The organism is Microbacterium sp. F2, from assembly GCF_052274505.1.
In the GTDB taxonomy this organism is placed as follows: Bacteria; Actinomycetota; Actinomycetes; order Actinomycetales; family Microbacteriaceae; genus Microbacterium.
In genome coordinates this window covers 1-25,302 of the sequence record NZ_JBNVBV010000009.1, presented here as the reverse complement: position 1 = coordinate 25,302, position 25,302 = coordinate 1, and the positions used below count along the sequence as shown (strand labels likewise).

At 66.6% G+C, this 25,302-nt stretch carries 28 protein-coding genes; 4 read left to right on the top strand and 24 right to left on the bottom strand.

Annotated features, from left to right (window positions below; all coding sequences use genetic code 11):
* Window position 1: 1 nt before the first annotated feature.
* From ACQVDU_RS13710 to ACQVDU_RS13700, 3 genes are read right to left on the bottom strand one after another with little or no spacing between them, the layout of a single operon-like run.
* On the bottom strand, window positions 2-937 hold the full coding sequence (locus tag ACQVDU_RS13710; protein ID WP_443477422.1) for an amidohydrolase family protein: 936 nt from the start codon (window positions 935-937) through the stop codon (window positions 2-4).
* Between the two features lie 2 nt (window positions 938-939).
* Window positions 940-1,632, bottom strand: a complete 693-nt coding sequence (ligK, locus tag ACQVDU_RS13705) for a 4-carboxy-4-hydroxy-2-oxoadipate aldolase/oxaloacetate decarboxylase (RefSeq protein WP_292708719.1) — start codon at window positions 1,630-1,632, stop codon at window positions 940-942.
* A gap of 10 nt (window positions 1,633-1,642) precedes the next feature.
* On the bottom strand, window positions 1,643-2,671 hold the full coding sequence (locus tag ACQVDU_RS13700) for an amidohydrolase family protein (RefSeq protein WP_331792402.1): 1,029 nt from the start codon (window positions 2,669-2,671) through the stop codon (window positions 1,643-1,645).
* A gap of 139 nt (window positions 2,672-2,810) precedes the next feature.
* On the opposite strand from ACQVDU_RS13700, the gene ACQVDU_RS13695 reads away from it, so the two are divergent.
* Window positions 2,811-3,716, top strand: a complete 906-nt coding sequence (locus ACQVDU_RS13695) for a LysR family transcriptional regulator (protein WP_292708715.1) — start codon at window positions 2,811-2,813, stop codon at window positions 3,714-3,716.
* 87 nt (window positions 3,717-3,803) lie between these two features.
* Here the strand turns inward: ACQVDU_RS13695 and ACQVDU_RS13690 are convergent, their stop codons facing one another.
* The 5 genes from ACQVDU_RS13690 to ACQVDU_RS13670 form a co-directional block, all read right to left on the bottom strand.
* Window positions 3,804-4,457 (bottom strand): hypothetical protein, encoded by a 654-nt coding sequence (locus tag ACQVDU_RS13690; protein ID WP_443477421.1) that lies wholly within the window; start codon window positions 4,455-4,457, stop codon window positions 3,804-3,806.
* A 77-nt stretch (window positions 4,458-4,534) separates the two neighbouring features.
* Complete coding sequence (locus ACQVDU_RS13685; RefSeq protein ID WP_443477420.1) at window positions 4,535-5,278, bottom strand: alpha/beta fold hydrolase; 744 nt, start codon at window positions 5,276-5,278, stop codon at window positions 4,535-4,537.
* A 49-nt stretch (window positions 5,279-5,327) separates the two neighbouring features.
* A complete protein-coding gene (locus ACQVDU_RS13680) occupies window positions 5,328-5,768 on the bottom strand; it encodes a TA system VapC family ribonuclease toxin (protein WP_443477419.1) in 441 nt (146 codons plus the stop codon).
* Complete coding sequence (locus tag ACQVDU_RS13675) at window positions 5,765-5,992, bottom strand: hypothetical protein (protein WP_228179416.1); 228 nt, start codon at window positions 5,990-5,992, stop codon at window positions 5,765-5,767. The genes ACQVDU_RS13680 and ACQVDU_RS13675 overlap by 4 nt, the downstream gene beginning before the upstream one ends.
* A gap of 113 nt (window positions 5,993-6,105) precedes the next feature.
* Window positions 6,106-7,137: a TerC family protein gene (locus tag ACQVDU_RS13670; RefSeq protein WP_443477418.1), complete on the bottom strand. Its 1,032-nt coding sequence runs from the start codon at window positions 7,135-7,137 to the stop codon at window positions 6,106-6,108.
* Window positions 7,138-7,380: 243 nt separating this feature from the next.
* Between ACQVDU_RS13670 and ACQVDU_RS13665 the strand changes: the two genes are divergently transcribed.
* Window positions 7,381-8,217 carry a formate/nitrite transporter family protein gene (locus ACQVDU_RS13665; RefSeq protein ID WP_228179419.1) on the top strand — a complete coding sequence of 279 codons (837 nt, stop codon included), beginning with the start codon at window positions 7,381-7,383 and terminating at the stop codon, window positions 8,215-8,217.
* Window positions 8,218-8,243: 26 nt separating this feature from the next.
* Here the strand turns inward: ACQVDU_RS13665 and ACQVDU_RS13660 are convergent, their stop codons facing one another.
* Both ACQVDU_RS13660 and ACQVDU_RS13655 read right to left on the bottom strand, forming a co-directional pair.
* Window positions 8,244-9,755 carry an MATE family efflux transporter gene (locus ACQVDU_RS13660; protein WP_443477417.1) on the bottom strand — a complete coding sequence of 504 codons (1,512 nt, stop codon included), beginning with the start codon at window positions 9,753-9,755 and terminating at the stop codon, window positions 8,244-8,246.
* A 465-nt stretch (window positions 9,756-10,220) separates the two neighbouring features.
* The gene (locus tag ACQVDU_RS13655) at window positions 10,221-10,562 is read right to left on the bottom strand and encodes an ArsR/SmtB family transcription factor (RefSeq protein WP_228179421.1); all 342 of its coding nucleotides are present in this window, start codon (window positions 10,560-10,562) and stop codon (window positions 10,221-10,223) included.
* Between the two features lie 80 nt (window positions 10,563-10,642).
* Here ACQVDU_RS13655 and ACQVDU_RS13650 point away from each other — a divergent pair, with 80 nt between their 5' ends.
* Entirely contained in the window at window positions 10,643-12,676 is a 2,034-nt protein-coding gene (locus ACQVDU_RS13650; RefSeq protein ID WP_363497864.1) for a heavy metal translocating P-type ATPase, read from the top strand.
* Between the two features lie 40 nt (window positions 12,677-12,716).
* On the opposite strand, the gene ccsB is transcribed toward ACQVDU_RS13650, so the two are convergent.
* The 14 genes from ccsB to ACQVDU_RS13580 form a co-directional block, all read right to left on the bottom strand.
* Entirely contained in the window at window positions 12,717-13,730 is a 1,014-nt protein-coding gene (ccsB, locus tag ACQVDU_RS13645) for a c-type cytochrome biogenesis protein CcsB (RefSeq protein WP_363497867.1), read from the bottom strand.
* A gap of 34 nt (window positions 13,731-13,764) precedes the next feature.
* Window positions 13,765-14,472 carry a M23 family metallopeptidase gene (locus ACQVDU_RS13640; protein WP_228179424.1) on the bottom strand — a complete coding sequence of 236 codons (708 nt, stop codon included), beginning with the start codon at window positions 14,470-14,472 and terminating at the stop codon, window positions 13,765-13,767.
* Between the two features lie 191 nt (window positions 14,473-14,663).
* Window positions 14,664-16,277, bottom strand: coding sequence for an apolipoprotein N-acyltransferase (gene lnt, locus ACQVDU_RS13635; protein ID WP_363497871.1), 1,614 nt, complete (start codon window positions 16,275-16,277; stop codon window positions 14,664-14,666).
* Window positions 16,277-17,221: a cytochrome c oxidase assembly protein gene (locus ACQVDU_RS13630; RefSeq protein WP_374198037.1), complete on the bottom strand. Its 945-nt coding sequence runs from the start codon at window positions 17,219-17,221 to the stop codon at window positions 16,277-16,279. Before ACQVDU_RS13630 ends, lnt begins: the two co-directional genes overlap by 1 nt.
* Before the next feature lie 19 nt (window positions 17,222-17,240).
* Window positions 17,241-17,501: a TFIIB-type zinc ribbon-containing protein gene (locus tag ACQVDU_RS13625; protein ID WP_363497875.1), complete on the bottom strand. Its 261-nt coding sequence runs from the start codon at window positions 17,499-17,501 to the stop codon at window positions 17,241-17,243.
* Complete coding sequence (resB, locus tag ACQVDU_RS13620) at window positions 17,498-19,189, bottom strand: cytochrome c biogenesis protein ResB (protein ID WP_363497878.1); 1,692 nt, start codon at window positions 19,187-19,189, stop codon at window positions 17,498-17,500. Before resB ends, ACQVDU_RS13625 begins: the two co-directional genes overlap by 4 nt.
* On the bottom strand, window positions 19,170-19,934 hold the full coding sequence (locus ACQVDU_RS13615) for a cytochrome c biogenesis CcdA family protein (protein WP_228179442.1): 765 nt from the start codon (window positions 19,932-19,934) through the stop codon (window positions 19,170-19,172). Before ACQVDU_RS13615 ends, resB begins: the two co-directional genes overlap by 20 nt.
* Entirely contained in the window at window positions 19,934-20,536 is a 603-nt protein-coding gene (locus ACQVDU_RS13610) for a TlpA family protein disulfide reductase (protein WP_228179428.1), read from the bottom strand. The genes ACQVDU_RS13615 and ACQVDU_RS13610 overlap by 1 nt, the downstream gene beginning before the upstream one ends.
* Window positions 20,533-20,868, bottom strand: coding sequence for a DUF6804 family protein (locus ACQVDU_RS13605; protein WP_228179429.1), 336 nt, complete (start codon window positions 20,866-20,868; stop codon window positions 20,533-20,535). The genes ACQVDU_RS13610 and ACQVDU_RS13605 overlap by 4 nt, the downstream gene beginning before the upstream one ends.
* The gene (locus ACQVDU_RS13600) at window positions 20,865-21,407 is read right to left on the bottom strand and encodes a signal peptidase II (protein ID WP_292712518.1); all 543 of its coding nucleotides are present in this window, start codon (window positions 21,405-21,407) and stop codon (window positions 20,865-20,867) included. The genes ACQVDU_RS13605 and ACQVDU_RS13600 overlap by 4 nt, the downstream gene beginning before the upstream one ends.
* Window positions 21,397-21,870, bottom strand: coding sequence for a hypothetical protein (locus ACQVDU_RS13595; RefSeq protein WP_443477416.1), 474 nt, complete (start codon window positions 21,868-21,870; stop codon window positions 21,397-21,399). Before ACQVDU_RS13595 ends, ACQVDU_RS13600 begins: the two co-directional genes overlap by 11 nt.
* Before the next feature lie 43 nt (window positions 21,871-21,913).
* Window positions 21,914-22,933: an NAD(P)-binding domain-containing protein gene (locus ACQVDU_RS13590; RefSeq protein WP_363497891.1), complete on the bottom strand. Its 1,020-nt coding sequence runs from the start codon at window positions 22,931-22,933 to the stop codon at window positions 21,914-21,916.
* Complete coding sequence (locus ACQVDU_RS13585; RefSeq protein ID WP_443477415.1) at window positions 22,933-23,598, bottom strand: DsbA family protein; 666 nt, start codon at window positions 23,596-23,598, stop codon at window positions 22,933-22,935. The genes ACQVDU_RS13590 and ACQVDU_RS13585 overlap by 1 nt, the downstream gene beginning before the upstream one ends.
* Window positions 23,599-23,689: 91 nt before the next feature.
* Complete coding sequence (locus tag ACQVDU_RS13580; protein WP_228179434.1) at window positions 23,690-24,157, bottom strand: hypothetical protein; 468 nt, start codon at window positions 24,155-24,157, stop codon at window positions 23,690-23,692.
* Between the two features lie 553 nt (window positions 24,158-24,710).
* Here ACQVDU_RS13580 and ACQVDU_RS13575 point away from each other — a divergent pair.
* A complete protein-coding gene (locus tag ACQVDU_RS13575; RefSeq protein WP_005050722.1) occupies window positions 24,711-24,890 on the top strand; it encodes a LysE family transporter in 180 nt (59 codons plus the stop codon).
* The last annotated feature ends 412 nt before the right edge of the window (window positions 24,891-25,302 follow it).

Below are 25,302 nucleotides of genomic sequence, written 5' to 3'. Positions count from 1 at the left end.
GTCAGTCTCCTTCTGGCCAGTAGAGTCGCCGCGGGTTCTCGACCAGCAGCTTGTGCTGCAGCTCGGGGGTCGTAGCGATCTGGGGGATGTAGTCGACCAGCAACCCGTCATCGGGCATGTGGCCCTTGAGGTTGGGGTGGGGCCAATCGGTTCCCCACAGCACGCGGTCGGGGAACTCCTCGACCACGCGTCGGGCAAACGGCACGACGTCGGTGTAGGCGTGCTGTTCACCGTCGAGAGCTCGAGGCCCGGTGATGCTCAGGCGCTCAGGGCATGACACCTTGGTCCACACGTTCGGGTTCTCGCGCATGAAGCGCAGGAACAGTCCGAACTCGGGACCGTCCGGATCCTTGCTGACGTCGGGGCGGCCCATGTGGTCCACGACGACGTCGGTGGGGATGGCGGAGAAGAAATCGTAGAGGTCGGGAAGGTCCTCGGCCTCGAAGTAGATCACCACGTGCCAGCCCAGCGGGGCGATCTTCGTGACGATCTCGTCCAGCGAATCGGTCGGCACACGATCGACAAGTCGCTTGACGAAGTTGAAGCGCACCCCGCGTACCCCCGCCGCGTGCAGCTCGGCGAGCTGCTCGGCGGTGACGTCGCGGCGCACGGTGGCCACACCGCGGGCGCGCCCCCCACTGCGCTCGAGCGCGTCGACGAGAGCTCGGTTGTCGGCCCCATGGCAGGTGGCCTGCACAATGACATTCCGATCAAAGCCGAGCTGGTCGCGCAGCGCGAAGAGCTGGTCGGCCGACGCATCGCAGGGTGTGTACTTGCGCTCGGGCGCGTAGGGGAACTGCTCGCCCGGCCCGAAGACGTGGCAGTGCGCGTCGACGGCGCCCGCAGGCACCTGGAAGGTCGGCGTCGAGGGTCCGTCGTACCAGTCGAGCCACCCGGGGGTCTTCTCGAACCCTCCGCTCGTGTCACCGTGGGCCATCGTCAGTCCTCCACGTACTCGAGGCCGGCGGCGGCAAGCGGCTCGCGCATGCCGTAGATGTCGAGGCCCAGAACGCCCTCGCGGAACTTCTGGCGCTTGGCCTCTTCGTTGTCTTCGCGCTTCTGGCTGGCGTCGGCCACCGCGCCGACGAGCTCACGGGGGACGACCACGACGCCGTCGACATCCGCCACGACGACATCGCCCGGGTGTACCAGGGCATTCGCCACCACGACATCGACGTTGACCGAGCCGAGGGTCGCCTTCACGGTGCCCTTGGAGTTGATCGCGCGGGAGAAGACGGGAAAGTTCATCTTTTCGAGGTCGGCGACATCGCGCACACCCCCGTCGATGACCAGGCCCTTGCAGCCGCGGGCGGTGAGGGAGGTCGCCAGGAGCTCGCCGAAGAAGCCGTCCTCACTCTCGGTGGTGCAGCCGGCGACGATCACGTCACCCTCCTGCACCTGCTCGGCAGCAACGTGGAACATCCAGTTGTCGCCGGGCTGGAGCAGCACGGTGACCGCGGGACCGCAGAGCTTCGCACCGGTGTAGGCGGGACGGATGTAGGGGCGCAGCAGTCCGACGCGGCCCATCGCCTCGTGGATTGTCGCCACGCCGAACTGCGAGAGGCGCGCGACATCTGCCGGGTCGGGCCGGTCGATCTTCGTGCGGACGATGCCGAGGTTGTTCAGTCGCATGATGGTCCTCTCACTTACCTTGGGCCGTCAGCGCCCGGTCCAGCCGCGGGTAGACCCGGCGGGCGTTGCCCTCGAAGACGAGTTCTCGTTCGGCATCCGTCAGGTTCGGGGTCGCGTCGACGTAGCGCTTGGTGTCGTCGAAGTAGTGACCGGTGCGCGGGTCGATGTCTCGCACGGCGCCGATCATTTCGCTGGCGAACAGGATGTTCTCGGTCGGGATGACCTCGGTCAGGAGGTTGATGCCAGGCTGGTGGTAGACGCAGGTGTCGAAGAACACGTTGTTCAGCAGGTGGTCTTCGAGCTCGGGCTTGCCGAGCGCCATCGCCAGGCCCCGGAAACGGCCCCAGTGATAGGGAACGGCACCGCCGCCGTGCGGGATGACGAACTTCAGGTCAGGGAAGTCGCGGAAAAGGTCACCCTTGAGCAACTGCATGAAGGCCGTGGTGTCGGCGCCGAGGTAGTGGTCGCCGGTGGTGTGGAACTGCGGCTTGCACGAGGTGCTCACGTGGATCATCGCGGGGATCTCGTACTCGACGAGCTTCTCGTAGATGGGGTACCACGAGCGGTCGGTGAGCGCCGGGGCGGTCCACAGCCCACCGGAGGGGTCGGGGTTGAGGTTGATCTCGACAGCTCCGAGCTCTTCGACGGCGCGCACGAGCTCCGGCAGAGAGGTGGCGGGATCTTCGCCCGGCGACTGGGGGAGCATCGCGCCCATGATGAACCGGTCGGGGAACAGTTCGCTGACCCGCGCAACGAGGTCGTTGCAGATACGGGCCCAGGTCTGGCTGACCGCGAGGTCGCCGATGTGGTGGGCCATGAAGGATGCCCGCGGGCTGAAGATCGTGAGGTCGGAGCCGCGCTCGTTCATGAGCTTCAGCTGGTTGGCCTCGATCGTCTCGCGGATGTCGTCGTCGCTGATGTGCAACGCTGCGGGGTCGGGAGCCTCGCCCTGACCGTTCGCGAAGGCGATCTGCAGGTCACGCCACGCGCCCAGCTGCGAGGGGGCGGTCGTGTAGTGGCCGTGGATGTCGATGATCACCGAGTGTCGTCCTTGTCACTGGATTGGCGCAGTCACTGGAGTGGCGCTGTCGCGAGCGGATGCTTGTTTCGAGGGTAAGTCGAGGCTTCAGTGTGGTCCAATAGATTCCGGAGTCCCTCTCCATAGACGGAGTCGATGCATGACCATCCCGGATTTGAATCAACTGCGCACTTTTGTGGTGCTCTACGAACTGCGCAGCCTCACGGCGACCGCGGAGTTCCTGCATGTCACGCAGCCCACGGTGAGCTATACACTCGCGCGTCTGAGAGAGCGCTTCGGCGACGATCTGTTCCGGCGCGAAGGGCACGTCATGGTGCCGACGACCCGCGCGACCCAGCTGTTCGGGCCGTTGCACGAAGCGCTCGCGCAGATCGAGTCGACGGTGAGCGAGACGGCATCCTTCGATCCATCAGCATTCACGGGAGAGCTCTCCCTCGGGCTGACCTCGATCGGCGAGCAAACGTTCTTGCCTCCGATCATGGCGGCACTGGCTCGCGAGCGATCGACTGCGCGCCTGGCGGTGAAGCGGCTGGACGCCGACGAGGTGGAGGAAGAGCTGGTGCGCGGACACCTTGATCTCGCCATCACCGTGGCGCTGATGGATGCCGCACGCCTCTGGCGCACGCCGGTTCGCGCTGTGGAGTACGTGGCGCTCACGTCGCGGCGGCATCCGTTGCCCCCGCCAGGTCCCGACATGTTCGACGGCCGCGGGTTCGTGCGCGTGTCATCCCGGGGCGGGCACACCTACCCCTTGCAGCTGCTTCTCGAACACGGACTCATGCCGCAGGTCGCACTGACTGTCGAGGAGTACGGCACGCTCCCTGCGGTGCTGCAAGACACTGACCTCGTCACGTTCCTCCCGCGCCACGTTGCCGAGGTCTTCTGCGGCTGGTTCCCGGCGCTCCGCATCGCGGACCTGCCCTGGCCGGGCCAGAGCACGCCGGTGGCGATCTTTACCCGGCGTGAGTCGAGCCTCACGCCGGCGCAGCGCTGGTTCCGCCGTCTCGTCCACGGCGCGGTCGTCGAGCCCGGCACCGAGATCTAGCCCCGTCATCCGTTCAGTCGCGCCTTGATGCGGGTTCGCCGGCGTACCACCCACACTTAGGCGCGACCGAAAACAAGCCCCTTTGTTTCAGCTGCGTCGGGTGCGGTTCCAGCTCGCTTTGGCGGGTGCGAACGGGCTGCGGACGTGGATCGACCACGTCGAATGTGGGTGAATCGACAGGATCGCCTTCTCCCACCAGGTCCGCGCCTCTTCGGGAAGCGCGGGAAGGATGACGTCCTTGTCGGCTTCGTCGTCGGGGTAGGGCCGCAGTGCCTTCCAGACCAGCTGCACCTCGGGCGCGCCGGTGGGAATGTCATCGATGTCGAGGACTGCCTTCTCCCACGGGAGCTGTAGGCGAGGATCGCGCCGGTAGACCCAGCGGTCGGCGGTTCCGTCTTCGAGGTTGATCTGCAGCACCCAGGCATCCATTGCGTCGTCGAAGATCCAGGCCGACGGGATATCGGCGCCGTCGGGCAGGTCGGACCACCGAACGAGGTCGTCACCGATCCGCGCCCAGCAGCTCATCCCCTCGGGGAGCGAACCCACGAGGTCGTCGAGCTGGGTGTAGACGGTGCTGATCGTGGTGCGGTCGCGCTCGCGCAGGGGCTCGCCACGCCACTGGTCGTAGGCGCTCCCACCCGAGAGCCACCAGCGCGCATCGGTGTCGGCGAGCAGGTCAGCAACGGATGCCGCGTCGAGCCGCGTCCACGGGGTGTCGAGGCTCGGCAGTGAGTCGGTCATGGTCCTATTGTGCTCCGCCACCGCGGCTTCCGCTCAGGAGGGCAGCGACTCCCGCTCAGGAGGGCCGGGACTGCCGCTCAGGCGGGCAAGGACTCGGCGAACCCGCGCACGTGCGCGACAAGTTCGGTCGGCGTCGTGACCATCGGGAAATGCCCCGTCGCGATCTCGACGACCTGCCACCCGGGCTCTTCGCGCACGAGGCGCCGCACCGGCTCGATCGTCGGGTAGGCGGGATCCGTACAGTCGATGAACAGGCGCGGGACTGCCTCGAGCAGGGCTTCGTCGTAGTCGAGCGGCTGCCGGTACATTCCGAAAGGATGCGGCACGTGTCGGCGGTTCAGCCACGCGGCATCCTCGGGGCTGAGGTCGAAGCCCGATTCGGCATTCGGCGCCGGCAGGGCGTTGTCGTTCTCGGCAGCGGCAGCCAGGCGCGCGGCAGCAACCTCGGGCGAATGCGAGACGCCCCATCCGTCACCCGGCTTCGGAAACATCGCGTCGACGTAAACCAGGCCCGAGAGCACCCCCGGATGCCGCTGCTGGAGTTCGACGGCGGCGCCCGTGACGACCATGCCGCCGTAGCTGTGCCCGACCAGCACGACGTTCCCGAGTTCTTCCATCTCGACCAGGCCGATGACGTCCGCGATGTGCGTGTGCAGATCGATGTCGGGTCGGCGCAGGTGTGCCCGCTCACCGTCGCCCGTCAGGGTCACGGTGTGGACCTCGAACCCGGCCTCGCGCAACGGTGCCACCACGCGTCGCCAGACCCCGCCACCCCCCCAGGCGCCATGAACCAGAACGAGGGCGGGGGCGGACGACGACATGGGCGATCCTCTCAAGACAGCGTCAACGCGACGATGCGGGCAACGGGAGTCAGGGTATCGGGAACAGCACTGCCGTGCCGCCCGGCACAGCTGCTGTCACGAGGCGGGTGTCGAAGGTTGCCAGGAGAGCGTCGTGCGATGCGGCCAGGTGCAGCAGGTAGGTGTCCGTGACCTGTGAGCTGGCGAGCAGTCGCTCGGTATGAATCGACGTGTCGAGCAGGCTCACCGAATCAGCGAGGAAGACGTGGTCGTCTCTCGCGGTCAGGCTCGCGAGACTCGCGAGGACGACAGGAACCGGCTGAGTATTCGGATACTTCGGGTGACTGACCACCCGCACGACGCCGTTCTGCACGATCGGGCACGTGTGCCAGGCATCGGCCCTGTCCCGCTCCACTCGCGCGGCGAACCAGGCGTGCGCACGTTCGTGATGGACGTGCAACGGGTCGATCAGAGCGATGATCGCGTTGACATCCAGCAGGTGGCGCGTCACTGGTTGTCGTCTCGCAGTGCGTTGACATCGTCAAGGGTAGCGCGACCGGCCGCAGGCGTGGTCGGCAGCAGAACGATGCCGTTGCGCTTGTCGAAGCGCCTGCGCTCAGTCAGAGTGGCACGCGCTAGCTGCGAAACCGCCTCTCCGAGGGTGATTCCCCGGGCATCGGCGAACTGCTTCGCCGCGGCGAGGACGTCGTCATCGATCGTGAGAGTCGTGCGCATGCATCAAGCATCACGCATCACGCATCCGTCGTCAACGGCTTCGTGATCGTCACCGCGAACGGCCCCATAGAGCCGATCGACTATCAGCGCGATGTTCCAACACAGGTCGCCCATCAGCGGCTTTCGACGGATGCGTCACTGTCGGCATCCGTCTCGGCGGCCTCGCCGGCAACAGCGGCTCTGGCATCCTTGCGGGTCTTCGCGAGGCTCGCGACCGTGGCCACAGCGATCGTGCCCGCGATGAACAGGAGCGAGACCCAGATCGGGATCTCGGGGATCACCGTGATCGGCTCGCCGCCGTTGAGGAACGGCAACTCGTTCTTGTGCAGGGCGTGGATGAGGAGCTTGACGCCGATGAAGGCGAGGATGACCGCGAGCCCCTGGGCGAGGTAGACCAGGCGCTCGAGGAGACCGCCGATCAGGAAGTAGAGCTGGCGCAGGCCCATCAGGGCAAAGGCGTTCGCGGTGAAAACGATGTAGGCCTCTTGCGTGAGCCCGTAGATCGCGGGGATCGAGTCGACGGCGAAGATGAGGTCGACGAAGCCGATGGCGATGATGACGAGGAGCATCGGGGTGACGAAGCGGCGTCCGTCCTTCTTCACCGTCAGCTTGTCGCCGTTGTATTCGTTGCTCACCGGCAGGATGCGTCGCATGAAGCGCATGAACCGGCCATTGGCCGGGTCGGACTCACCGTGGGTGAACGCTTGGCGGTAGGCGAGGTAGAGGAGCAGCGCGCCGAAGACCCAGAAGATCCACGAGAAGTTCTCGATCAGGGCGGCGCCCACCGCGATGAAGATGCCGCGCGTGATGAGCGCGATGACGATGCCGATCATCAGCACTTTCTGCTGGTAGATCTTCGGCACCGCGAACCCCGTCATGACGATGAGGAAGACGAACAGGTTATCGACTGACAGAGCCTTCTCGGTGAGGTAGCCGGCGAAGTACTCGCCGCCGAAGTCCCACCCCGAGACGAGCCCGATTCCGACGCCGAACAGCAGCGCGAGGCCGATGTAGAAGGCCGACCATCGGGCGGATTCGCCCAGGGTCGGCTCGTGGGGCTTGCGGACGTGCGCGTAGAACTCGTACACGAAGAACGCGATCGTGACCGCGATCGTGATGAGCCAGAGCGTCAGGGTGACGTTCACAAGGGACTCCTGCCTTGGCGTTGATGATCAGATCTACGCCAAGGTCTTCTCCATCCCCGTTGCTGAGAACCGGTGACCCGGGACGCGAGAGCGTCCGTAATGACGAGCCGACCGTGGTGGAGTACTCCCCTTGGTTACGCGCGACGATACCGGAATCGCAGTTCCTGTTTCTGGGAAGGGGCTGGGAGCTGGGGTTTTCGACGTAGCCGCCCCGATGGCGCTCCCGGCTGCGAGGATGGCACGATGAGCGATTCGCGCGAAGCACGGGCAGAGCAGCGGCGCCAGGACGGCCCCAATGACGAGGCCGTCGAGGAAGAGATCGAGATCGAGTTTGAAGAGGTCGTCGGCGAGGGTGCCGAGCGGCTCCACCGTACGCTTCGCGCGACTCTGGTCACGGGCTTTCTGGGCGGTGTCGAAGTCGGCATCGGGGTGCTGGTCTACCTCGGCATCCTGTACCAGACGGGTGATCAGCTTCTCGCGGGCCTCGGATTCAGCATCGGTCTGATCGCGCTCCTGCTCGCCCACAGCGAGCTGTTCACCGAGAACTTCCTGCTGCCGATCGCCGCGCTCGTGGCGCGGGAAGGCACATGGCTCGACCTGGCCAAGCTCTGGGGAGGCACGCTGCTATCCAATCTGCTCGGCGGCTGGCTGATCATGGCGATCATCGTTCTCGCCTTTCCTGACTGGCACCCGGTCCTCGCCGAGACCGCCGAACACTTCATCGAGGCGCCTCTCACCCTCGAGTTTGCGGCCCTCGCAATTCTCGGCGGTGCCGTCATCACTCTTATGACGCGGATGCAGACGGGCACCGAATCCGTGCCCGCGAAGATCGCGGCGGCCGTGGCAGGCGGCTTCGTCCTCGCCGGCTTCCAGCTGTTCCACTCGATCCTCGACTCGCTGTTCGCCTTCGGAGCGATCATCAGCGGAGCACCGATCACGTACCTCGACTGGCTGCTCTGGTTCCTGCCGGTTCTCCTCCTGAACCTGGCTGGCGGCGTCTTGCTCGTCACGCTCCTGCGCATCGTGCGGACCGGCGAGCTGTTCGAGCTCCGGCGGCGCAAGAACGCCGGCCGCGCTTAGCACCTGGGGCTAGTCTCGAGCGGTGGTCAACGACGCATCCGCCGACGACGCGGGCGTATCGAGGGAAGACGCCCGAGCAGCCGCCGACGCTGCTCGGGCACGACCACCGGCACCGGGGCAGTCACGATCGCGTCGACCGCCAGCGATCCGTTTGTCGGTCCGACGATCGGGATGGGCGTGGTCGGTGTCGGCGCGAGCGGCGAGACCGGCATCCGCAGGAGTGCGCGCCGTGCGTGAAGGTACGCGGGCACGAGCACGAGCGTGGCACCGATCCAGGCGAGCGGGTTGCTCCAGACAACCCCGATGAACCCGAACATCGCGCCCAGCACGATCGCAGCCCCCACGCGCATGACGAGTTCCACGATCCCGGTGATGGTCGGGATCAGGGCATGCCCCAGCCCTTGCAGGGCGCCGCGGAGCACGAACAGGATGCCGAGTGCGGCGTAGCTAAAGGCGTTGATGACGAGCATCGCGGCCGCCATCGAGACGACATCCTCGGACCCGCCACCGACAAACAGCTCGACGATCTGGCTGCCGAAGGCGACGAGAACGAGACCGATCACGAGAGCGGCGATCGTCGAGATCAGCAGGGATTGCCTGACGCCGCGCAGGATGCGATCGGGTCGCCGCGCGCCGAAGTTCTGGGCGACGTACATCGACACCGCAAGCCCCAGCGACTGGAGGAGGGCTACAGCAAGCCCGTCAACCCGAGAAGCCGCGGTGTAGGCGGCGACCTCGGCGGTGCCAAGCTCGTTCAGCCGCACCTGCACCGTCAGGGTGCCGATCGCGATGATCGACGCCTGGAAGCCCATCGGCAAACCGAGCCGCAGGTGGTCGATCACCTCCGCGCGTCGAAGTCGCCAGTCGGCGCGGTGCACATGGAGGGCGGGAACCCGCCGACGCACGTAGTCCAGGCACCAGATCACCGAGAGAGCCTGGGCGATGACGGTGGATGCCGCGGCTCCGGCGACACCCCACTGGAGGGGTCCGACCGTGACGATGACGAAGGCGACGTTGAGCGCACAAGCGATGCTCAAGAACACCAAGGGAGTGCGCGAATCGCCGATCGCCCGGATGATCGCCGAGAGGTAGTTGAAGAACATGATCGCGCCCGAGCCCAGGAAGCTCACCTGCGCGAACACCGCCGCTTGGGGAATCAGAGCTGGGGGCGTCTGCATCAGCACGAGGAGCGGTTCGGCGACCAGCGGCGCGATAACGGTCAGGACCACGGATGCTGCGGCCGTGAGCACCGTCCCGACAGCTACCGACCGGCGCACCCCTGCGGCGTCATGCGCGCCGAAGGCCTGCGCCGTCGGGATCGCGAAGCCCGTCGTCATTCCCCAGGCAAAGCCGAGCAAGAGGAACAGCAGGCTGCCCGTCGCGCCAACTGCCGCGAGCGCATCCACGCCGAGCTGGCGACCGACAACGATCGCGTCCACAAACTGGTAGAGCTGCTGCACGACGTTGCCGATCAGCAACGGTACGGAGAACAGAAGGATCACCCGCCAGGGGTGTCCGGTGATCAGGCTGCGCGCCATTCGTGCCCTCGAGTCGTGCGTCGAAGATGGGAAGACGGTGTCGTTGAGGGCACCATGATCCAGTGTATCGAATCGATTCGATACACTGGAAGGGAGGTCCGGCGGTTCGCACGGCGGCGAACTCCTGCAACCGGAGGCCAGGCCTTCCTAGGTCTCAGTCACGTCCCTGACGCTCTCTCATCCTCAATCGCCTCGTCTGGAACCCTGACACGGCACCGAGAACGAGACACACCGCGGCAAGCGGAACTGCGACCTGCCACCAGGAGTTGCCTGCGAGCAGGTTCGAGAACAAGATCAGCAGACAAAGGCCGTTCAATCCCAAGGCCACGTAGGCGTATTCAGCAGATGTCCACTTCCGCCGGTCGGATCGACGTGAACCGCTCGCGCTCACCGGGTTCCTTTCCATGTCGTGCCACTGATAGCCAATCCGGCCGTTGCCTATGCACGGATTCTGAACCCGCCCCGCTAACCCCGCTTGGATTCGGAGGCGAGGTGAGACAAATGGCCCACGGCCTCATCCAGAAGTTCTGCAACATGCTCGTCGTACAACACGTAGTGCACGTGGCGTCCGTCCCGGCTTCCCTCCACGAGGCTGAGGTGTCGCAGCAGCCGCAGGTGGTTGGATACGGTGGTCTGTCCCGACCCCAGTTCTTCGCTGAGCTCGGTGACTGTGCTCGGCCGGGCGCGCAGCACGCTCAGGATACGCAATCGCACGGGTGAGGCGAGAGCCTGCATGATCTCCGAGAGTCGCTCGGCGTCCGCAACTGACAGCACGCCATCCGCTTCGTGCAGGATCTCATCAGTCATGGACACCATTCTGCCCCCGCCGAATACGATAATCATACACATTTACAACATATCATGATGTTGTGATGTATGGTGAACGCATGACAGGCACCTCTCGAACTGCAGCACCTTCCACAGACGCACATGAGCATGCGCATGGCTCGACACGGTGGGAGCTGTGGTTTGCGATCGCGTCCGGCGTGACGTACGCGGCCGGGATGATCACGGAGTTCGCGTTGGGGATGCCCTTGCTCGGGATGCCGCTGGCGTTCTTCCTCGCCACCTACTTCTTCGGCGGGTTCTTCACCTTCCGGTCGGCGATCACCTCGACGTTGCGAGGCAAGTTCGAGGTCGATTTCCTCATGCTCGTGGCCGCGATCGGCGCCGCACTGATCGGAAAATGGGCCGAGGGAGCGGTGCTGCTGTTCCTGTTCAGCCTGGGACACGCCCTGGAAGAGTACGCCCTGAGCCGGGCGAGCAAGTCCATCGAGGCCCTCGCGGAGCTCGCTCCTCGCACGGCGCTGGTCCGCCGCGACGGCGGGGAGCCGGTGGAGGTGCCGGTCGAGCAGATCGCGGTCGCGGACATCATCGTGATTCGCCCGAACTCACGAATCCCCTCGGACGGCTTCGTGATCTCGGGCGTCTCTGCCGTCGACCAGTCGGCGGTCACCGGCGAGTCCATCCCCGTGGAGAAGGAACCCGTCACCGATCCCGAGCGTGCGATGCGCACCATAGACACCCTGCCGGCCGCAAACCGAGTCTTCGCAGGAACCGTCAACGGATCAGGAGTGCTCGAGGTCGAGGTCACCGCCACGGCGGCCGACTCGACCCTGAGCAAAGTCGTCGAGCTCGTCCGGACCGCCGACCAAGCCACATCCCCGACCCAGCAGTTCATCGACCGGTTCCAGCGCTGGTACGTGCCCGCCGTGATCATCGGCGTCGCGGCCACCTTGCTGGTGGCGATGTTCGGGTTCGGGCAGCAGTTCAGCGACGCGTTCTATCTCTCCATGACCGTGCTCGTCGCCGCAAGTCCCTGCGCTCTCGCGATCGCCACCCCCGCAGCCGTACTCGCGGGGGTTGCCCGCGCCGCTCGCGCCGGCGTGCTCGTCAAGGGAGGCGCGCCCCTGGAGACCCTCGGCCGGGTCAAGGCGATGGCATTCGACAAGACCGGCACGCTCACCTGGGGCCTTCCCCGCGTCACCTCCGTCATCCCGGTCGACGGCGACGACGGAGCGCTGCTGATCCCGACACTGGTCGCGGTGGAAGCCCTCAGCGATCACCCTCTTGCCACAGCGATCGTCCGCGATCTCGCCGACCGCATCTCCGAATCCGAGCGGGTCGACGCCACAGATCTGAACGCGGTCATCGGCCGCGGTGTGCGCGCCACGATCGACGGTGAGACGGTGGAGGTCGGCAACCTCCGCATGTTCGACGAGCAGCAGATCACCCTCCCTCCTGCGCTCGACGCGGCGTACGGACATGCCCGCGACTCCGGGCAGACGCTGATGATCGTGCGGCGCGGCGACCGGTTCCTCGGTCTCGTCGGCGTCATGGACGCCTCCCGCGCGGAGTCGGCCCAGGTGCTCGCCGCGCTGCGCGGCACGAACGTCGGGCGGCTCGTGATGATCTCGGGCGACAATCAGCGGGTCGCTGACGCCGTCGGGCGTGAAGTCGGAGTCGACACGGCCATCGGAGAGCTGCTGCCCGAGGACAAGGTCGCCGAGATCACCCGCCTCGCCCAGTCCCACCGCCCGATCGCCATGGTCGGCGACGGGGTGAACGACGCCCCAGCGATGGCGCGCGCCGATATCGGCATCGCGATGGGCGCCGCCGGCTCCACCGTCGCGCTCGAGACCTGCGACATCGCCCTGATGAGCGACGACCTCGGGCGCGTGCCGTTCGCCGTGCGGCTCAGCCGTGCCACCAGCCGGATCATCCGCCAGAACCTGATCGCCAGCCTCGCCGTCGTCGTCTTCCTCATCATCGCCACCTTCGTCGGCCTGAACATCGGCGCCGTCGTCCTCATCCACGAGGGATCCACCCTGATCGTGGTCGGCAACGCCCTCCGGCTCCTCGCCTTCGAGCGCGGTAAGGAACACCACGGCATCGACCACGAGGACAAGCCCGCCCTGTGACCTGCGGGTCGAGCGCTCGACCCGTGCGGTGCGCCTGGGGTCAGCTCAGGCCGGAGTAGGCGTGAAGTCCTTTGAAGAACATGTTGACAACCGTGAAGTTGAAGAGCACCGCGAGGAAGCCGACGATGCACAGCCACGCGGAGCGGGCACCTCGCCACCCCCGTGTGGCGCGGGCATGGATGTAGCCGGCATAGAGCACCCAGATCACGAAGGTCCAGACCTCCTTGGTGTCGAACCCCCAGTACCTTCCCCAGGAGTCATTGGCCCAGATCGCGCCGGCAACCAGTGTGAAAGTCCAGAACACGAAACCGACGATCACGAACCGGTACGCGAGGGACTCGAGCGCTCCCGAGGGCGGCAGCGTGGTCAGGAACCGCGGTCCGCTGCGTGGCGCGCCATCCGCAGGGGCGGCTGCCGTGAGGCGTTCGCGGCGGGCTTGCAGGAGCTGGGTGACCGACAGGCCGCAGGCGATCGCGAACAGTGCGGTGGCAAGGGATGCGACGAAGACGTGGATGACCAGCCACACACTTTTGAGCGGGTCCATGAGTGGGACGACGTCGACGTAGAAGGTGATGGTGGCGCCACCCAGCAGCAGCACCACCATCCCGATGAGGAACGCGCCGAGGAAGCGGAGGTCGTAGCGGCGCAACACAAGCAGGTACACCGCGACGATCAGGACGGTTCCGGTGAGCGCGAACTCGTACATGTTGGCCCACGGCACCCGTCCGGCCGCGATCCCTCGCAGGACTGTGCCGGCCAGGTGGAACAGGAAACCGAGCATTGTCAGCGCCGTTCCGAGCCGTGCCCACAGCGGCCTCGGTTGAGAACGTGCCGGCTCCGGGGTCACCGGGCGCCGTTCCTGCCAGGCATCTGTGACCGCGGGTGCCGTCGCTGCTCCGACCAGCGCCGAGTCCCTCAGCGGCACGGCAACGGGAACGGAGCGACGAGCGAGGTCGATGGTGTACGCGATGAACGCGAGGACGTAGGTGGCGATCGCGGTCCAGACCAGCAACAGTGAGATGCCATCGAGCGTGAGCGCAGATGATCCGGTCATGATGTGGGTGCCTTCTTTGTCAGGGGTTTGGGCCTCAGCCGGCGTTCGCTTGCAGCCAGATCAGTGAGTCGACGGCGGTTTCGTCGATGTACACCTCGAAGTGCAGATGGTTGCCGGTGGAGCGTCCCGTGGTTCCGACCAGTCCGACCGTCTGACCGGCAGTGACGGTCTGGCCGACAGAGACCAGTCGGCTCCCGGTCTGCATATGTGGGTAGACGGTGCGGACGCGCTGACCGTTCAGGACGGACTCGATCATGACGGTGACGCCGTAGGCGCCATAGCCGTCCTGCGAGACGCTGACGACACCGCCTAGGGACGCGTAGACCGGGGTGCCACCGGCGGCGGCCATGTCGGTGCCCATATGCGCACCGCCGCGGTCGCCGAACCGGTCGGTCACGGTGAACGGGCCGCCTACCGGCCACCGCACGATGCCGCTGCCGGGGGTGACCATGCTGTAGTCGAACGGCACCAACGCCACGCGCTCCGAAGCGCGAGCACGAGACGCGGCGGCCTCCGCCGCCTCCCTCCGGTCGATCTCCTCCGGGGTCGTAGCCGAGTAGCTGTCGCGCGTGAGCTGTGTCTGCGTCGCGTCGGACGCCACGATGAGAGACTGCGCGTCTTCCGAGGCGACCCGCTGCATTGTCGGTGGCAGGGGGTCTGTAGACCGCCAGGCGCCGTATGCGGGCAACGCCACGGTCGTGATCAGTCCGCTGACAATCGCGAGCGCAGTCAGTCTCCGCACCGGATGCATCGTCCGGGGACCGCGCGATGGCGCTGCCGCGACGGCCGGCCGCGGGGTGGGGTCCACGATCGTGCGCGACGGGGAGCCTTCTTGCCGGAGACTGCGACGTGTGGGGAACGCGCGAGGCTGGTCGCTCGACGGTTCTCCACCTGGCGGGCTGGACCAGGCCTCCGCGACGGGTCTTGGTGCTCTCATAGCGGTGTCGACCTCCGTGGTTCGGCGTGCTTACGCGGGATGAGGGGCCGGACGCGGTCCTGGATCCCGAGCCCGATGAGGGTGATGGCCGCGAGGACGGGGACCAACCCGGTCAGCCACGGCCCGATGAACACGGCTGCGGTGAGCCCGGTGCGCAATGGAATCGTGCTGATCTCCGCGGCCGTGGTGTCGACGCCGACGCTGTCGGTCGTGCCGCCGCCGGGCGCGATGACTTCGCTGGTGCCCACGGTGGAGACGTTGACCACAGTCCGGCCGGTTTCGATGGCGCGCATTCTCGCGAAGGCGAGCTGTTGCAGGTTCTCGTCGGTCCCTCGGAAGTCGGCGTTGTTGGTCTGGAACACGTAGAGTTCCGCGCCGGCGCGGGCACCGTCCCAGATCACCTGGTCGTAGATGACGTCAAAGCAGATCGCCAGCCCGACACCGACGTCGTTCACGGTGACGATCGGCGGGTTGCTGCCTGGGGTGTACTCCCGCTGGATCAGCCCGACGAGGTCCGGGGCGATGCGTTCATACAGCCAACGGTCGGGGACGTATTCGCCGAACGGAACCGGGTTCACCTTGTCGTGCCACTGGCGGGCATCGACATCGGCTGTCCACAGCAGCGACGTGTTGAACACGTCCGCACCGCGGGTGGTAGCCGCGTTCATCAGCAGTGGCGCCCCCGCCTCGGCCACGACACGGTCCAGCCGAGTCGCGACCGTGGGTGTCCGCAGGGGGTCAGCATCCACGCTGCCTTCCGGCCACACCAGCAGGTCCATCTGCTGTCCGAGCAGCGGTCGGGAGGCGGCTGCCTGCACGTCGAGCATTTCGCCGGGTGCCTTGGTGTCGAAGTAGCCGGCGGGGCCATTGCCCTGAACCCACCCGACCCGAAGCGTCCCAGCGTCAGTGGTGGGAAATTGCGGGGTTCCGACGAGGACGAGTGTAAGGATCGCGGCGGGGATGATCCCGCGCAAGAACCGAATGCCGCCCGCGCGAACCCATTGCAGAATGCCCGCGCACAGGGCCACGACCAGCAGACTCAGTCCCGTCACTCCGGTCCATGAGACGGCCTGAACCAGGGGGCCATCGACCTGTGTCATACCAATCCGCAGCCAGGGGAATCCACCGTAGGGCCACGACCCCATCACGACTTCACGCGTGGCCCAGAGCCCGCCGATCAGCAGCGGCACGGCGATCAGCTGCACAGCTCCACGCGATCGATACCGCTCCGTCCACCGGTAGGCGAGGGTGATCGGGATGGCCCCGGCACCGAACAGCACGGCCTGCAGGCTGGCGAGAGCCACCCAGGGCACCGGGCCAAGGAACTGCCCGACCCAGACCAGATGGGTGAAGAAGAACACGACGCCGAAAACCGTGCCGACCAGGAATGCGGTGAGGGCGCTGCGGCCGATCAGGCTAACCAGGGACATCGTGACTGCCACCAGCGCCAACGGCCACCACCCGATCGCCGGAGTGGCCAGATCCAGCACGAACCCGCCAGCACCAGCCACCGCAATCGCTGCCCACAATGGCAGCCGTGCCGTGCGACCCAGAGGGGGCGCGGTGGTCGTTTCCGGCGGAAACGCGGTGGCGAGAGTGGTCGTGGCCATCAGCTGCTGTCCTTTTGACGAAGCGTGTCGAGGTAGGCGTTGTAGGCGTCGAGTTCGGGGTCGCCATGGGTGTCGGCGTAGCGGGCGGCAGCGGCATCCCGGGCGGTGTCATCGCGGAACCAGCGGTGCATGACGAAGATCAGCATCAGCAGGGTCGGCGCTTCTCCGTATGACCAGGCCAGGCCGCCGGCGAGACGCTGGTCCTCGATCGGATCGATGCCCAGCGCCAGCGTGGGCGCGGCGAACGCGTCGACGAGCAGAGTGGTCGCCACCATCAGGAACACCCCGAAGAACGCATGCAGGGCGGCCTCGGCGAACACGTCCAGCGCGCGACCGCCATGGCTGAGTCGCACCGGCAGTGGGTCGGCGGAGAGCACCGGGATGGTGAACAGGATCCCGGCCACCAGGAACCCGACCTCGAGGCCCACGTGTCCCCCGGGTGCTTGGAGGATGCGGTCGGCGGCATCGGCGAGGTACAGCCCGTAGAACGCGAACAGGTACAGCGGAAGCGCCACCCAGGGGCTCAGTGCCCACCGCGCGACGCGGCTGCGCAGTCCCGCGTGTGCTATGCGGAGCATGAGCCGGCCGAGCCCGTGGTGGGGTGTGGCTCGAAGCAGGAGTGTGCCCGGGGATCCGAGCACCAGCAGCGGGGGGATGGCCATCATGAGGGTCAGCTGCTGAAACATGAACACCGAGAACAGTGCGTACCCATATGCCTCCACACCCAGACCGGTGACCGCAGCCAGAGCAACGCAACCGAGCAAGAAGCTGACCGTGCGCCACACCGGCCACCGCCGCCGGCCGATCCACAGTCGGATCGCGCCGGCGAGGTAGGCGGCAGCAAGCACGGCGGCGACCAGCGGCAGCAGCGGGAACGGCAACGGCGCGGGGCTGAGCAAGCTAAGCAAAGTCGGCGGCGTGCCAGGGATCCAGTCGTTCACGATGTCATGTCTGGTCAGGCGATCAGAAGTCGAACAGCTCTCCCAGGAGCCCGTCGCGGCGACGACGCCCGTTCCGGCCCTGGTGCGAGTCGCCCCTGTCGTGGCGGACATCACGGGTACCGGGTTCCGGATATCGCGGGGCACGGGTGTCGGTGGCCCGGTCGAGGATCTTGTCCAGTTCGCCGCGGTCCAGCCAGACGCCGCGACACCCGGGGCAGTAGTCGATCTCGACGCCGGCGCGCTCGCTCACCAGCAGCAGAGTGTCATCAACGGGGCATTTCATCGGGTCTCTCCTTCGGGGTTCGCGCCGCGCGCGCGGTTCAGAGCGGCGGCGTGGTCGTTCGCGATATCACGGACGGCCGTGTGGAGCGTGGGGTCTTCGCCGCGGGCGAGGCCCGCGTATTCGACGTGTACGCCCGCGGGGACGGTTCGGGCTTTGACCCAGATGCGTCGGCGGGGCACGAACAGAGCGGCGAACAGTCCCGCCATGGCGAGAATCGCAAAGGCGAGCACCCATCCGCTGGTGGGATCGTGCTGGATCTGCAGTGACGCGAACCGCTTCACCGGCTCCTGCTCGGACGCTGCCTCCCAGGTGATCGTGCCCCACCCGTTGGGCAGGTTGACGGTGGCGCCGGGGGTGAGCTCGAGGGAGTCCAGCCCCGTGTCGCCGCCGGTGTGCTGGGTGAGTCCGTCGACCTCGAGGGTGTACACCGACCGGGGTGTGCCGTCATCGATGCCGAGGTCTCCGCTGAACACGTTGAGAGTGAGCACCGGGTTGACCACGTCCGGGTAAACGGAAGTGAACGCTCCGGAGGGAAGCACACCCTGAGTGGGGTAGAAGAAGCCGACCAGCCCAAGCTGCTCGGGAAGCCCGTCCGGAATCTTGATGATCCCGAGCGATGTCATGTTCGAGTCCTGCGGCAGGAACGGCTGCGATTCGCTCCACACGACCTCTCCTGCGGCGTCACGGACGGTGAGGGTGGGAGCGTAGCCGTTGCCGAGCAGGTAGATGCGGTCACCGGCGACGGTGATCGGATAGTTCACGATCACGCTCTCGGTCCGGTCGTCCCGACCGGAACTGCGGATCGTGACGTCGGCGGAGAAGTCACCCGCTTGCCCGGCACCGGGCATGCCGGGCAGCTGATAAGAGACCCGGAAGTCGTCGAGGGTGATCGAGTACGGGGCCAAGCGGGTGCCGTCGATGAAGCGGCCGGGGTTGAAGGAGGAATAGTCGCTGAGCGCGTTGACGAACGTCGTGCCCTCCACCACGACCCGCTGGCCGGTGTAGGCGAACCCGCCGCCGATCGCGACCGAGACGAGCACCCCGACCAGCGCGATGTGGAAGACCAGATTGCCGGTCTCCCGCAGATACCCCCTCTCGGCCGAGACCGACGCCCACCCCGGCTCGTCGTAACGGTGGACTCGGTAACCGGCTCGACGCAGCTGGTGCTGCGCTAGCCGTACCGCATCCCCGGCCGGATCCGCAGTGGCATCGTCGGTCGCGATCATCGTCTCCTGATAGTCGACCAGGCGGGACAGTCGTGCGGGAGTGCGCGGCGGCACGGACCGGAGCGCCTTGTAGTGGTGCTTGGCCCGGGGGATGACGCAGCCGATGAGGGATGCGAACAGCAGCAGGTAGATCGCGGAGAACCAGGGGGACGAGTACACATCGAACAGGCCGACCGCGTCGGCAAGGGGGAACACGTCAGGGTTGTCGCGCTGCCACTGGGTGACCCCGTTGGGGTCGGCGGTGCGCTGCGGGAACAGCGACCCGGGGACGGCGGCGATCGCGAGGAACAGCAGCAGCACCAGGGCGGTGCGCATGCTGGTCAGCTGCCTCCACGCCCACCGGGCCCAGCCGCCCACACCGAGGGCAGGACCGTTGATCTCGGACGGGGCGTCGGAGTCGCGGTGATCAGCGGGGCGCAGCGGGTCGACAACCGTGCCGGTCTCAGAGCGGGACGGGGACATTGATCACCACCTGCTGCAGAGCGGACATCAGCATGGTCCACAACCCGGTCACCATGAGAACCCCGAGCAACACCAGCAGGACGCCACCGATGATGTTCAGGGCGCGGATGTGGCGACGCAGAAGCGACACCGAGCGCGAAGCCCACCCCCAGCCCATAGCGAGCAGGAGGAACGGGAGACCCAGCCCGAGCGAGTAGGCAAGACCAAGCAGGCCGGCTCGGGTGGGATCGCCGAGGTTCCATGACATCGACAGGATCGCCGCGAGCGTCGGACCGATACAGGGGGTCCACCCCACTCCGAGCGCAAACCCGAGAAGCGGGGCGCCGATCAGGCCGGCGCGGCTCTGGATCCGAGGACGGAGGCTACGTTGGGCGATACCGAAGAACCCGATGAACACCAGGCCGAGGACGATCACAACCGCCCCCAGGAGTCGGGTGAGGATGTTGGCGTACTGCAGCAGCAGGAGCCCGAACGTGCCGCCCAGGATCGTCACGGTGACGAAGACCACCGTGAACCCGGCGATGAACAGGCCCACGCCGAGCAGCAGGCGGGTGCGCTCCGCCCTTACCGTCGACCCGGTCCCGGCGGCACCCGGGTTGCTGCCGGCGGCGCCGCCGAGGTAGCCGAGGTAGCCGGGCACCAGAGGCAGCACGCAAGGGGAGATGAACGAGACCAGGCCTGCGAGGGCCGCGATCGGGATCGCGATCCACAGAGCACCGTCGACGACCAGAGGCCCGGGGTTGATCACGGATTCTCCTCGGCGAGGGTGTCGGCGACCAGGGTGGCCAGGATGGAGGCGCTGGCCAGCTGGCCGATGACCCGGGCAGCGACTCTCCCGTCCCGGTCGAGCACCAGCGTGGTGGGGGTGGCCTGGATCGGGGTGACCTGCGCGAACGCTAGCTTGACCTTGCCGTCGTTGACGTCGATCACGCTCGGGTACGTGACGTTGTTGTCGCGAGCGAAAGACAGGGCGGTGGCGGGCTGGTCGTAGGTGTTGACGCCGAGGAATGCGACGCCTTGGTCCTGGTACCTCTGCCAGACCTCTTCGAGCAGCGGCGCCTCGACGATGCACGGACCGCACGCGGCATACCAGAAGTTCACCACCAGCACCCCGCCGCGGTAGTCGTCGCTGGTCACTCTCTCGCCGGTCTCGGTGAGCCCCTCGAAAGCGACCGGTTCACCGCGGTCGGACTCCAGGATCTGCACCACTTGGAAGTCGCCGGCGATGTAGCCCTTCTCGTTCCCGTCCCGATACTGCTGGGCGAGCGAATCGTTGCTCGCACAGCCAGTCACCACGCTGACCGCGAGCAGCGCGAAGACGGCGGCGAAGACGCGGCGGCGAGTCACGAGCGACGCACCTTGATCATCGCTCCGGCGACCAGGAAGATCACCGCGGCAGCCGGTTGCGCGAACGACCAGAGTGGCCCGGAGAACGGAAACGGGAATAGCGGGTTCCACAGCACCGCTATCGCGGCGAACGCCGGAAGCCACCACCACTGCCTGGCCTGTACGGCGAACCAGCCGACGATGACAGCGAGGATCGCGGTGACGAACAGCACCAGGAGGAACCAGTCTCCGCTCATCAGCGCCGGGGCCAGGAACAGGACGACGGCTGCGAGCAGCCCCGGGGCGAAAGCATTGCGCTGATAGACGGACGGCATGCGTTGCTTGGCCATCATGGTCTCCGCGCCTCCGCGACAGGCTCGGGCTCGTTCGTCGCCGCTTCGGCGCGGCGCGCGGTGGCTGCTCCCCGGTGTGCCCAGAGAACGCTGGCGAGGAGGATCACGCCAGCGCCGAGCGCGACGTCGGCGAGGTTGCCGATGAACCAGGTGCCGTAGGCGAGGAAATCGGTGACGTGCCCGACGCCGAACCCGGGTGGAGAGAACAGCCGGTCGATGAGGTTCCCGATCGCACCGCCGAGGATCAACCCGAGTCCCACAGCCCACCACACGGTGCGAGCTCGGACGACGGCGATCACCAGCAGCACCACGGCAGCCACCCCGACGAGCGTCAGCAGCCCGGTGAAGCCAGCGCCCAGGGAGAGGATCGCACCGGGGTTGAACGCGAGCTGCAGTCCGAGCAGGTCACCCAGCAGGGGGATGCGCTGCTGGGTGCTCAGCCCCGACACCGCCGCCGCCTTGGTGGCCTGGTCGATCACCACGACCACCGCGGCGATCATGCAGGCGACCGCGAGTCGGGTGCCGCTGTTACGAGCCATCGGTCTTCTCCTCCGTCGAGGGCTGTGCCCGGGTCGCTTCTGTCGCGGCGCGGTCGCGGCGGCGGCGTTCCCAGGCCACCATGAGCACCACGATCAGTGCGCCGCCGATGATGACCACGCCGCTGATGACAGCAAGCACGGGAAAGAGCTCTCCCCCGCCGGAGGCCTGACCGCCGTAGCCGTCGTCCGTGGATTCGGCGGTGGAACGGATAGGAGATGGCTCAAGCGCCTGCTTCGTGGCGGTGGGCTCGGGAGTGGGGGCACTCTCGGGAACCGCGGCCGATTCGAGGGTGAGCGAGATCTCCTGCGGCGCCACGCCGATGGTCGCGTCAGCATCGGGGGTGGCCGAGACGATGCTGTCATGTGCGGCCGCGGATGATGCGGTCGAGAGCACCATGCCAGCTGCCAGCAGCAGGCTCACCCCCAGGGCGACGAATGCGACAGGACGACATCTGAGCAGCATCGGGGCGGCCTCGGTGGGCGGGGAGGATGACATGGCGTGGCTTTCAGGGACGGTTGATGATGTGATGGGCGATTGTGGTGGCGTCTCGCCAGACCCCGGTGATGGTGTCCGCACCGCGGCCGCTGTACTGCGGCATACCGGCGACGAACAGTCCCGGGATCCCGGTCCGGGTACGGGCTCCCCGCTCGGCGTGCGCGGCATCCGGCAGCCAGTCATCACCCGGTGCGTAGCCGGTGGCGAAGATCACGGAGTCCGGTGAGAGCTCACTGCCATCAGCGAGCGTCACCACGCCGCCGTCTGCGGCAGTCGCCGCGGGAACGATGGAGACCCCGGCGCGGCGCAGCCGCTCGTAGCTGTCGCCGAACACCGGTTCGGGATGCCGCCTGCGGGTGAGCCACGAGACTGCCTGTCCGGCAGCTGACGGGTAGCTGCCGCTCGGCCGGTGCCCCCGCGGGGTGCGTATAGACAAGGTGATCGTGTGAGAAGTGGTCAGCTCACGTGCCAGCTGCACCCCGCTGTTGCCGCCTCCGACGACGAGCACATGTCCCGGCTCGATCTGGTTTGGGTACAGGTAGTCGCTGCTGTGCATCACGACGCCTGGAACGCTCAGGGTCGCAGCCCACTCCGGCACACGCGGATACGCTGCCGCGGCGGTCGCGCACACGACGTTGCGGGTCTGTACGTCCCCTGCGGTCGTGGACAGCAGCAGAGTGGTTCCGGTGCCGGGACGCTCTACTCCGGTGGCGCGGACCCCCCAGACCGTCTCGACACGAAGTCCCCCCTCGACGAAGGCCAGATAGTCGACGATCTCGTCAGCGCGGGGACGCCGACGCTGATCGCCGGGGAGCCCTCGAGGCGGGATCACGCTATGCCGGGCGTCGCTGAGCAGCTCCATCGAATGCCATCGAGATGCCCAGCTGCGCTGCCCCTTGCGAGCCGCGTCGATCACGACGAAATCCTGCTGCGGGCGCAGGCCCTTGGCATTCAACGCTGCGGCAACTGCCAGTCCGGACTGCCCGGCTCCGACGATGATCACTCGTCGGTGCGACAGGCTCGTCTGCATCACCGACCACCGGAGAGGGCAGCCGCGATTGCGTCTTCGAGGTCGTTCAGCGTCTGCAGCTCGAGCTTCTCCCCGCCGACGAAGAACGTCGGCGTGCTGCCGACCCCCAGAGCGCGTCCCTCGTTGAAATCGAGCTCCACGCGTTCGGTGGTGGCGGGATCGGCAACGGCCGCATCATAGGCGGTCATGTCCAATCCGAGCTGTTCGGCGAAGCCGCGGAACAGCTCGGCACGAGACTCCTGCGCCTCACCCCACTCCGCCTGTGTCTCGAACAGTCGGTGATACATGTCCTCGAATCGGTCCTGCTGTGCGGCCGCCTCCGCGGCGATCGCCGCGTTCTTCGAGTTGAAATGACCGGGCAGCGGGAAGTATCGCACCACGTAGGTGATCTGGCCGGCGTACCTCTCCCGGATATCCTCGACGATCGGGTAGAACGCGCCGCACGCTTCACACTCGAAGTCCAGGAACTCCACCACCGTCACCGCATCCGGACCACCGTCGTCCAGAACGTGCGAGCTCTCTCCCACCACGGAGGTGCCGGTGCTGCTTCCTTCGCCGGGAGGCGGGGTGGGGTTCTGACTGACCAGCGCATAGATGATCGCGACCAGCACCATCACGACGACCACAGCCAGAGTGACCAACGTCGCCTTCACAGGGGTTTTCATTCGAGTACTCCAAACCAAGACACGACACATGACAGAACCCGGGCGTGAGCCCGGGGCGAATCGCCGTCCCGGAAGGACGGCACGCCGAATGTCAGGTTCGGGAGATGCTCAACTGCGTCAGCGAAAGGATGCTCACCCGCGAAATCGTCGACGGGTGGGGAAAGAGCGAGAGTACCCGCGGCCAGATCCCACGATCAGGGAGGACGCGGCTGCGCCACAGCCGGTAAGTCAGCACCGCGAGCACCAGCCCGCACAGCATCCCCAGAACACACAGCGCTGCCCCCATCAGCGCGCTGGCCCCCGAGGATTCGCCAACCACCGTCTGCTGTTCTCTGCCGTCGCGTGCATCGGTGGCGCCGCCACTCAGCGGCTCGACGTGCGGGTCCACGAGTGCGGACATTCCCAGCGGCACCGGCGTGGTGCCATCGGTCTCGAGGTGTCCAGCAGCGGCGATGCCCAACATCAGCAGGAGCGCCAGGCCGAGAGCAGTAACGATCCTCGTTATCAGAAGACGCTCGCTCAGCACGGCTGCGCGCTGAGTTCGAGTCGTCGGGGTCATCACCAAAAGCCTACCGTGGGCACCCATTCTAGGCTATGAACAGGCTCAGACACCGACCAGCTGACGCTCCTTCACCGCCGCGAACTCCTGCCCCCGGCCACGCCGTGCCGAAAGGTCCTGCTCGTGTCGGACGATTGGGCTGCCCGGCGCATCGTCGGCGCGACATACCGGATCCGACTCGGGAGTGGTCGGCCTGGCAACTACTACTGTGGGTTCCCGCTCGAGATGGCATGAACCCCTCGCGATTCCACGGTAGTTGGCAACGGTTTCAGGGCCAGGATTCCACGCGAAATGGCATTTTCCTACAGTTGGTCCGACTCAACTCAGATGCCCGCTTGCGGCAGGCAGATCGACCTAGAGTGTGTTAACGAGTGAGCAGCCGCGCCGTTCAGAGGCGAGGGCGATCGCCGACGGGGCGGCTCACTCTTCTCCTCATCCCGGTGTTGCTCAGCGCGACCGGCGTCCTCGATCTCCGCATTCCTTGGCCGTGGCTCCATGGCGAGTCCGCGGGGGATCGTCCGGTCGAGCACTCACCCCTGAGAGCCCTGTCAAGGTGAGCTGGACCGGGACAGCCGCTGGAGTGCTCTATCTCGCGTGGCTGGCGTCCGCAACCCTGCGCCCCGGCGGCAACGGGCTATTCGAGACACAATCCCACGCGCGCGACTCCCGGTCGAAGCTGTTCCGGATGGGGCTCGTCACCAACCTGCTCAACCCCAAGGCCGCTGTCATGTAACTCGCGATCATCCCGCAGTTCATAGATCACGGGCAGGGAAACACGACCGCTCAGGGATTCGTTCTCGGCGGAGTTCAGATCATCGTCAGGATGATCGTCAACTCCCTCATCGTGCTGGGCGCCGGCACAATCTCCGGATTCGTGTCGACGCGACTCACATGGATCCGGCACCCCGCTCGGCGCAGTGGCGGTCACGCTGGCCAGAGAGGTCCCGCAATGCATCTCGCCCCTGAACCGGGCGATCATGCTGCAGGACCTCCGTGAGACGCCGCTCGGATAGACCGTCCTCCGGAAGCTCGACGAGTACGAATGACCCTTTCTGATGGGATCGAGCAGGACTGTTGTTCTGCACAGACTCTGCTAGGTAGAGTGGGATTCCATCCGACGGAACCCGCCGTCGGTGAACAAAGGA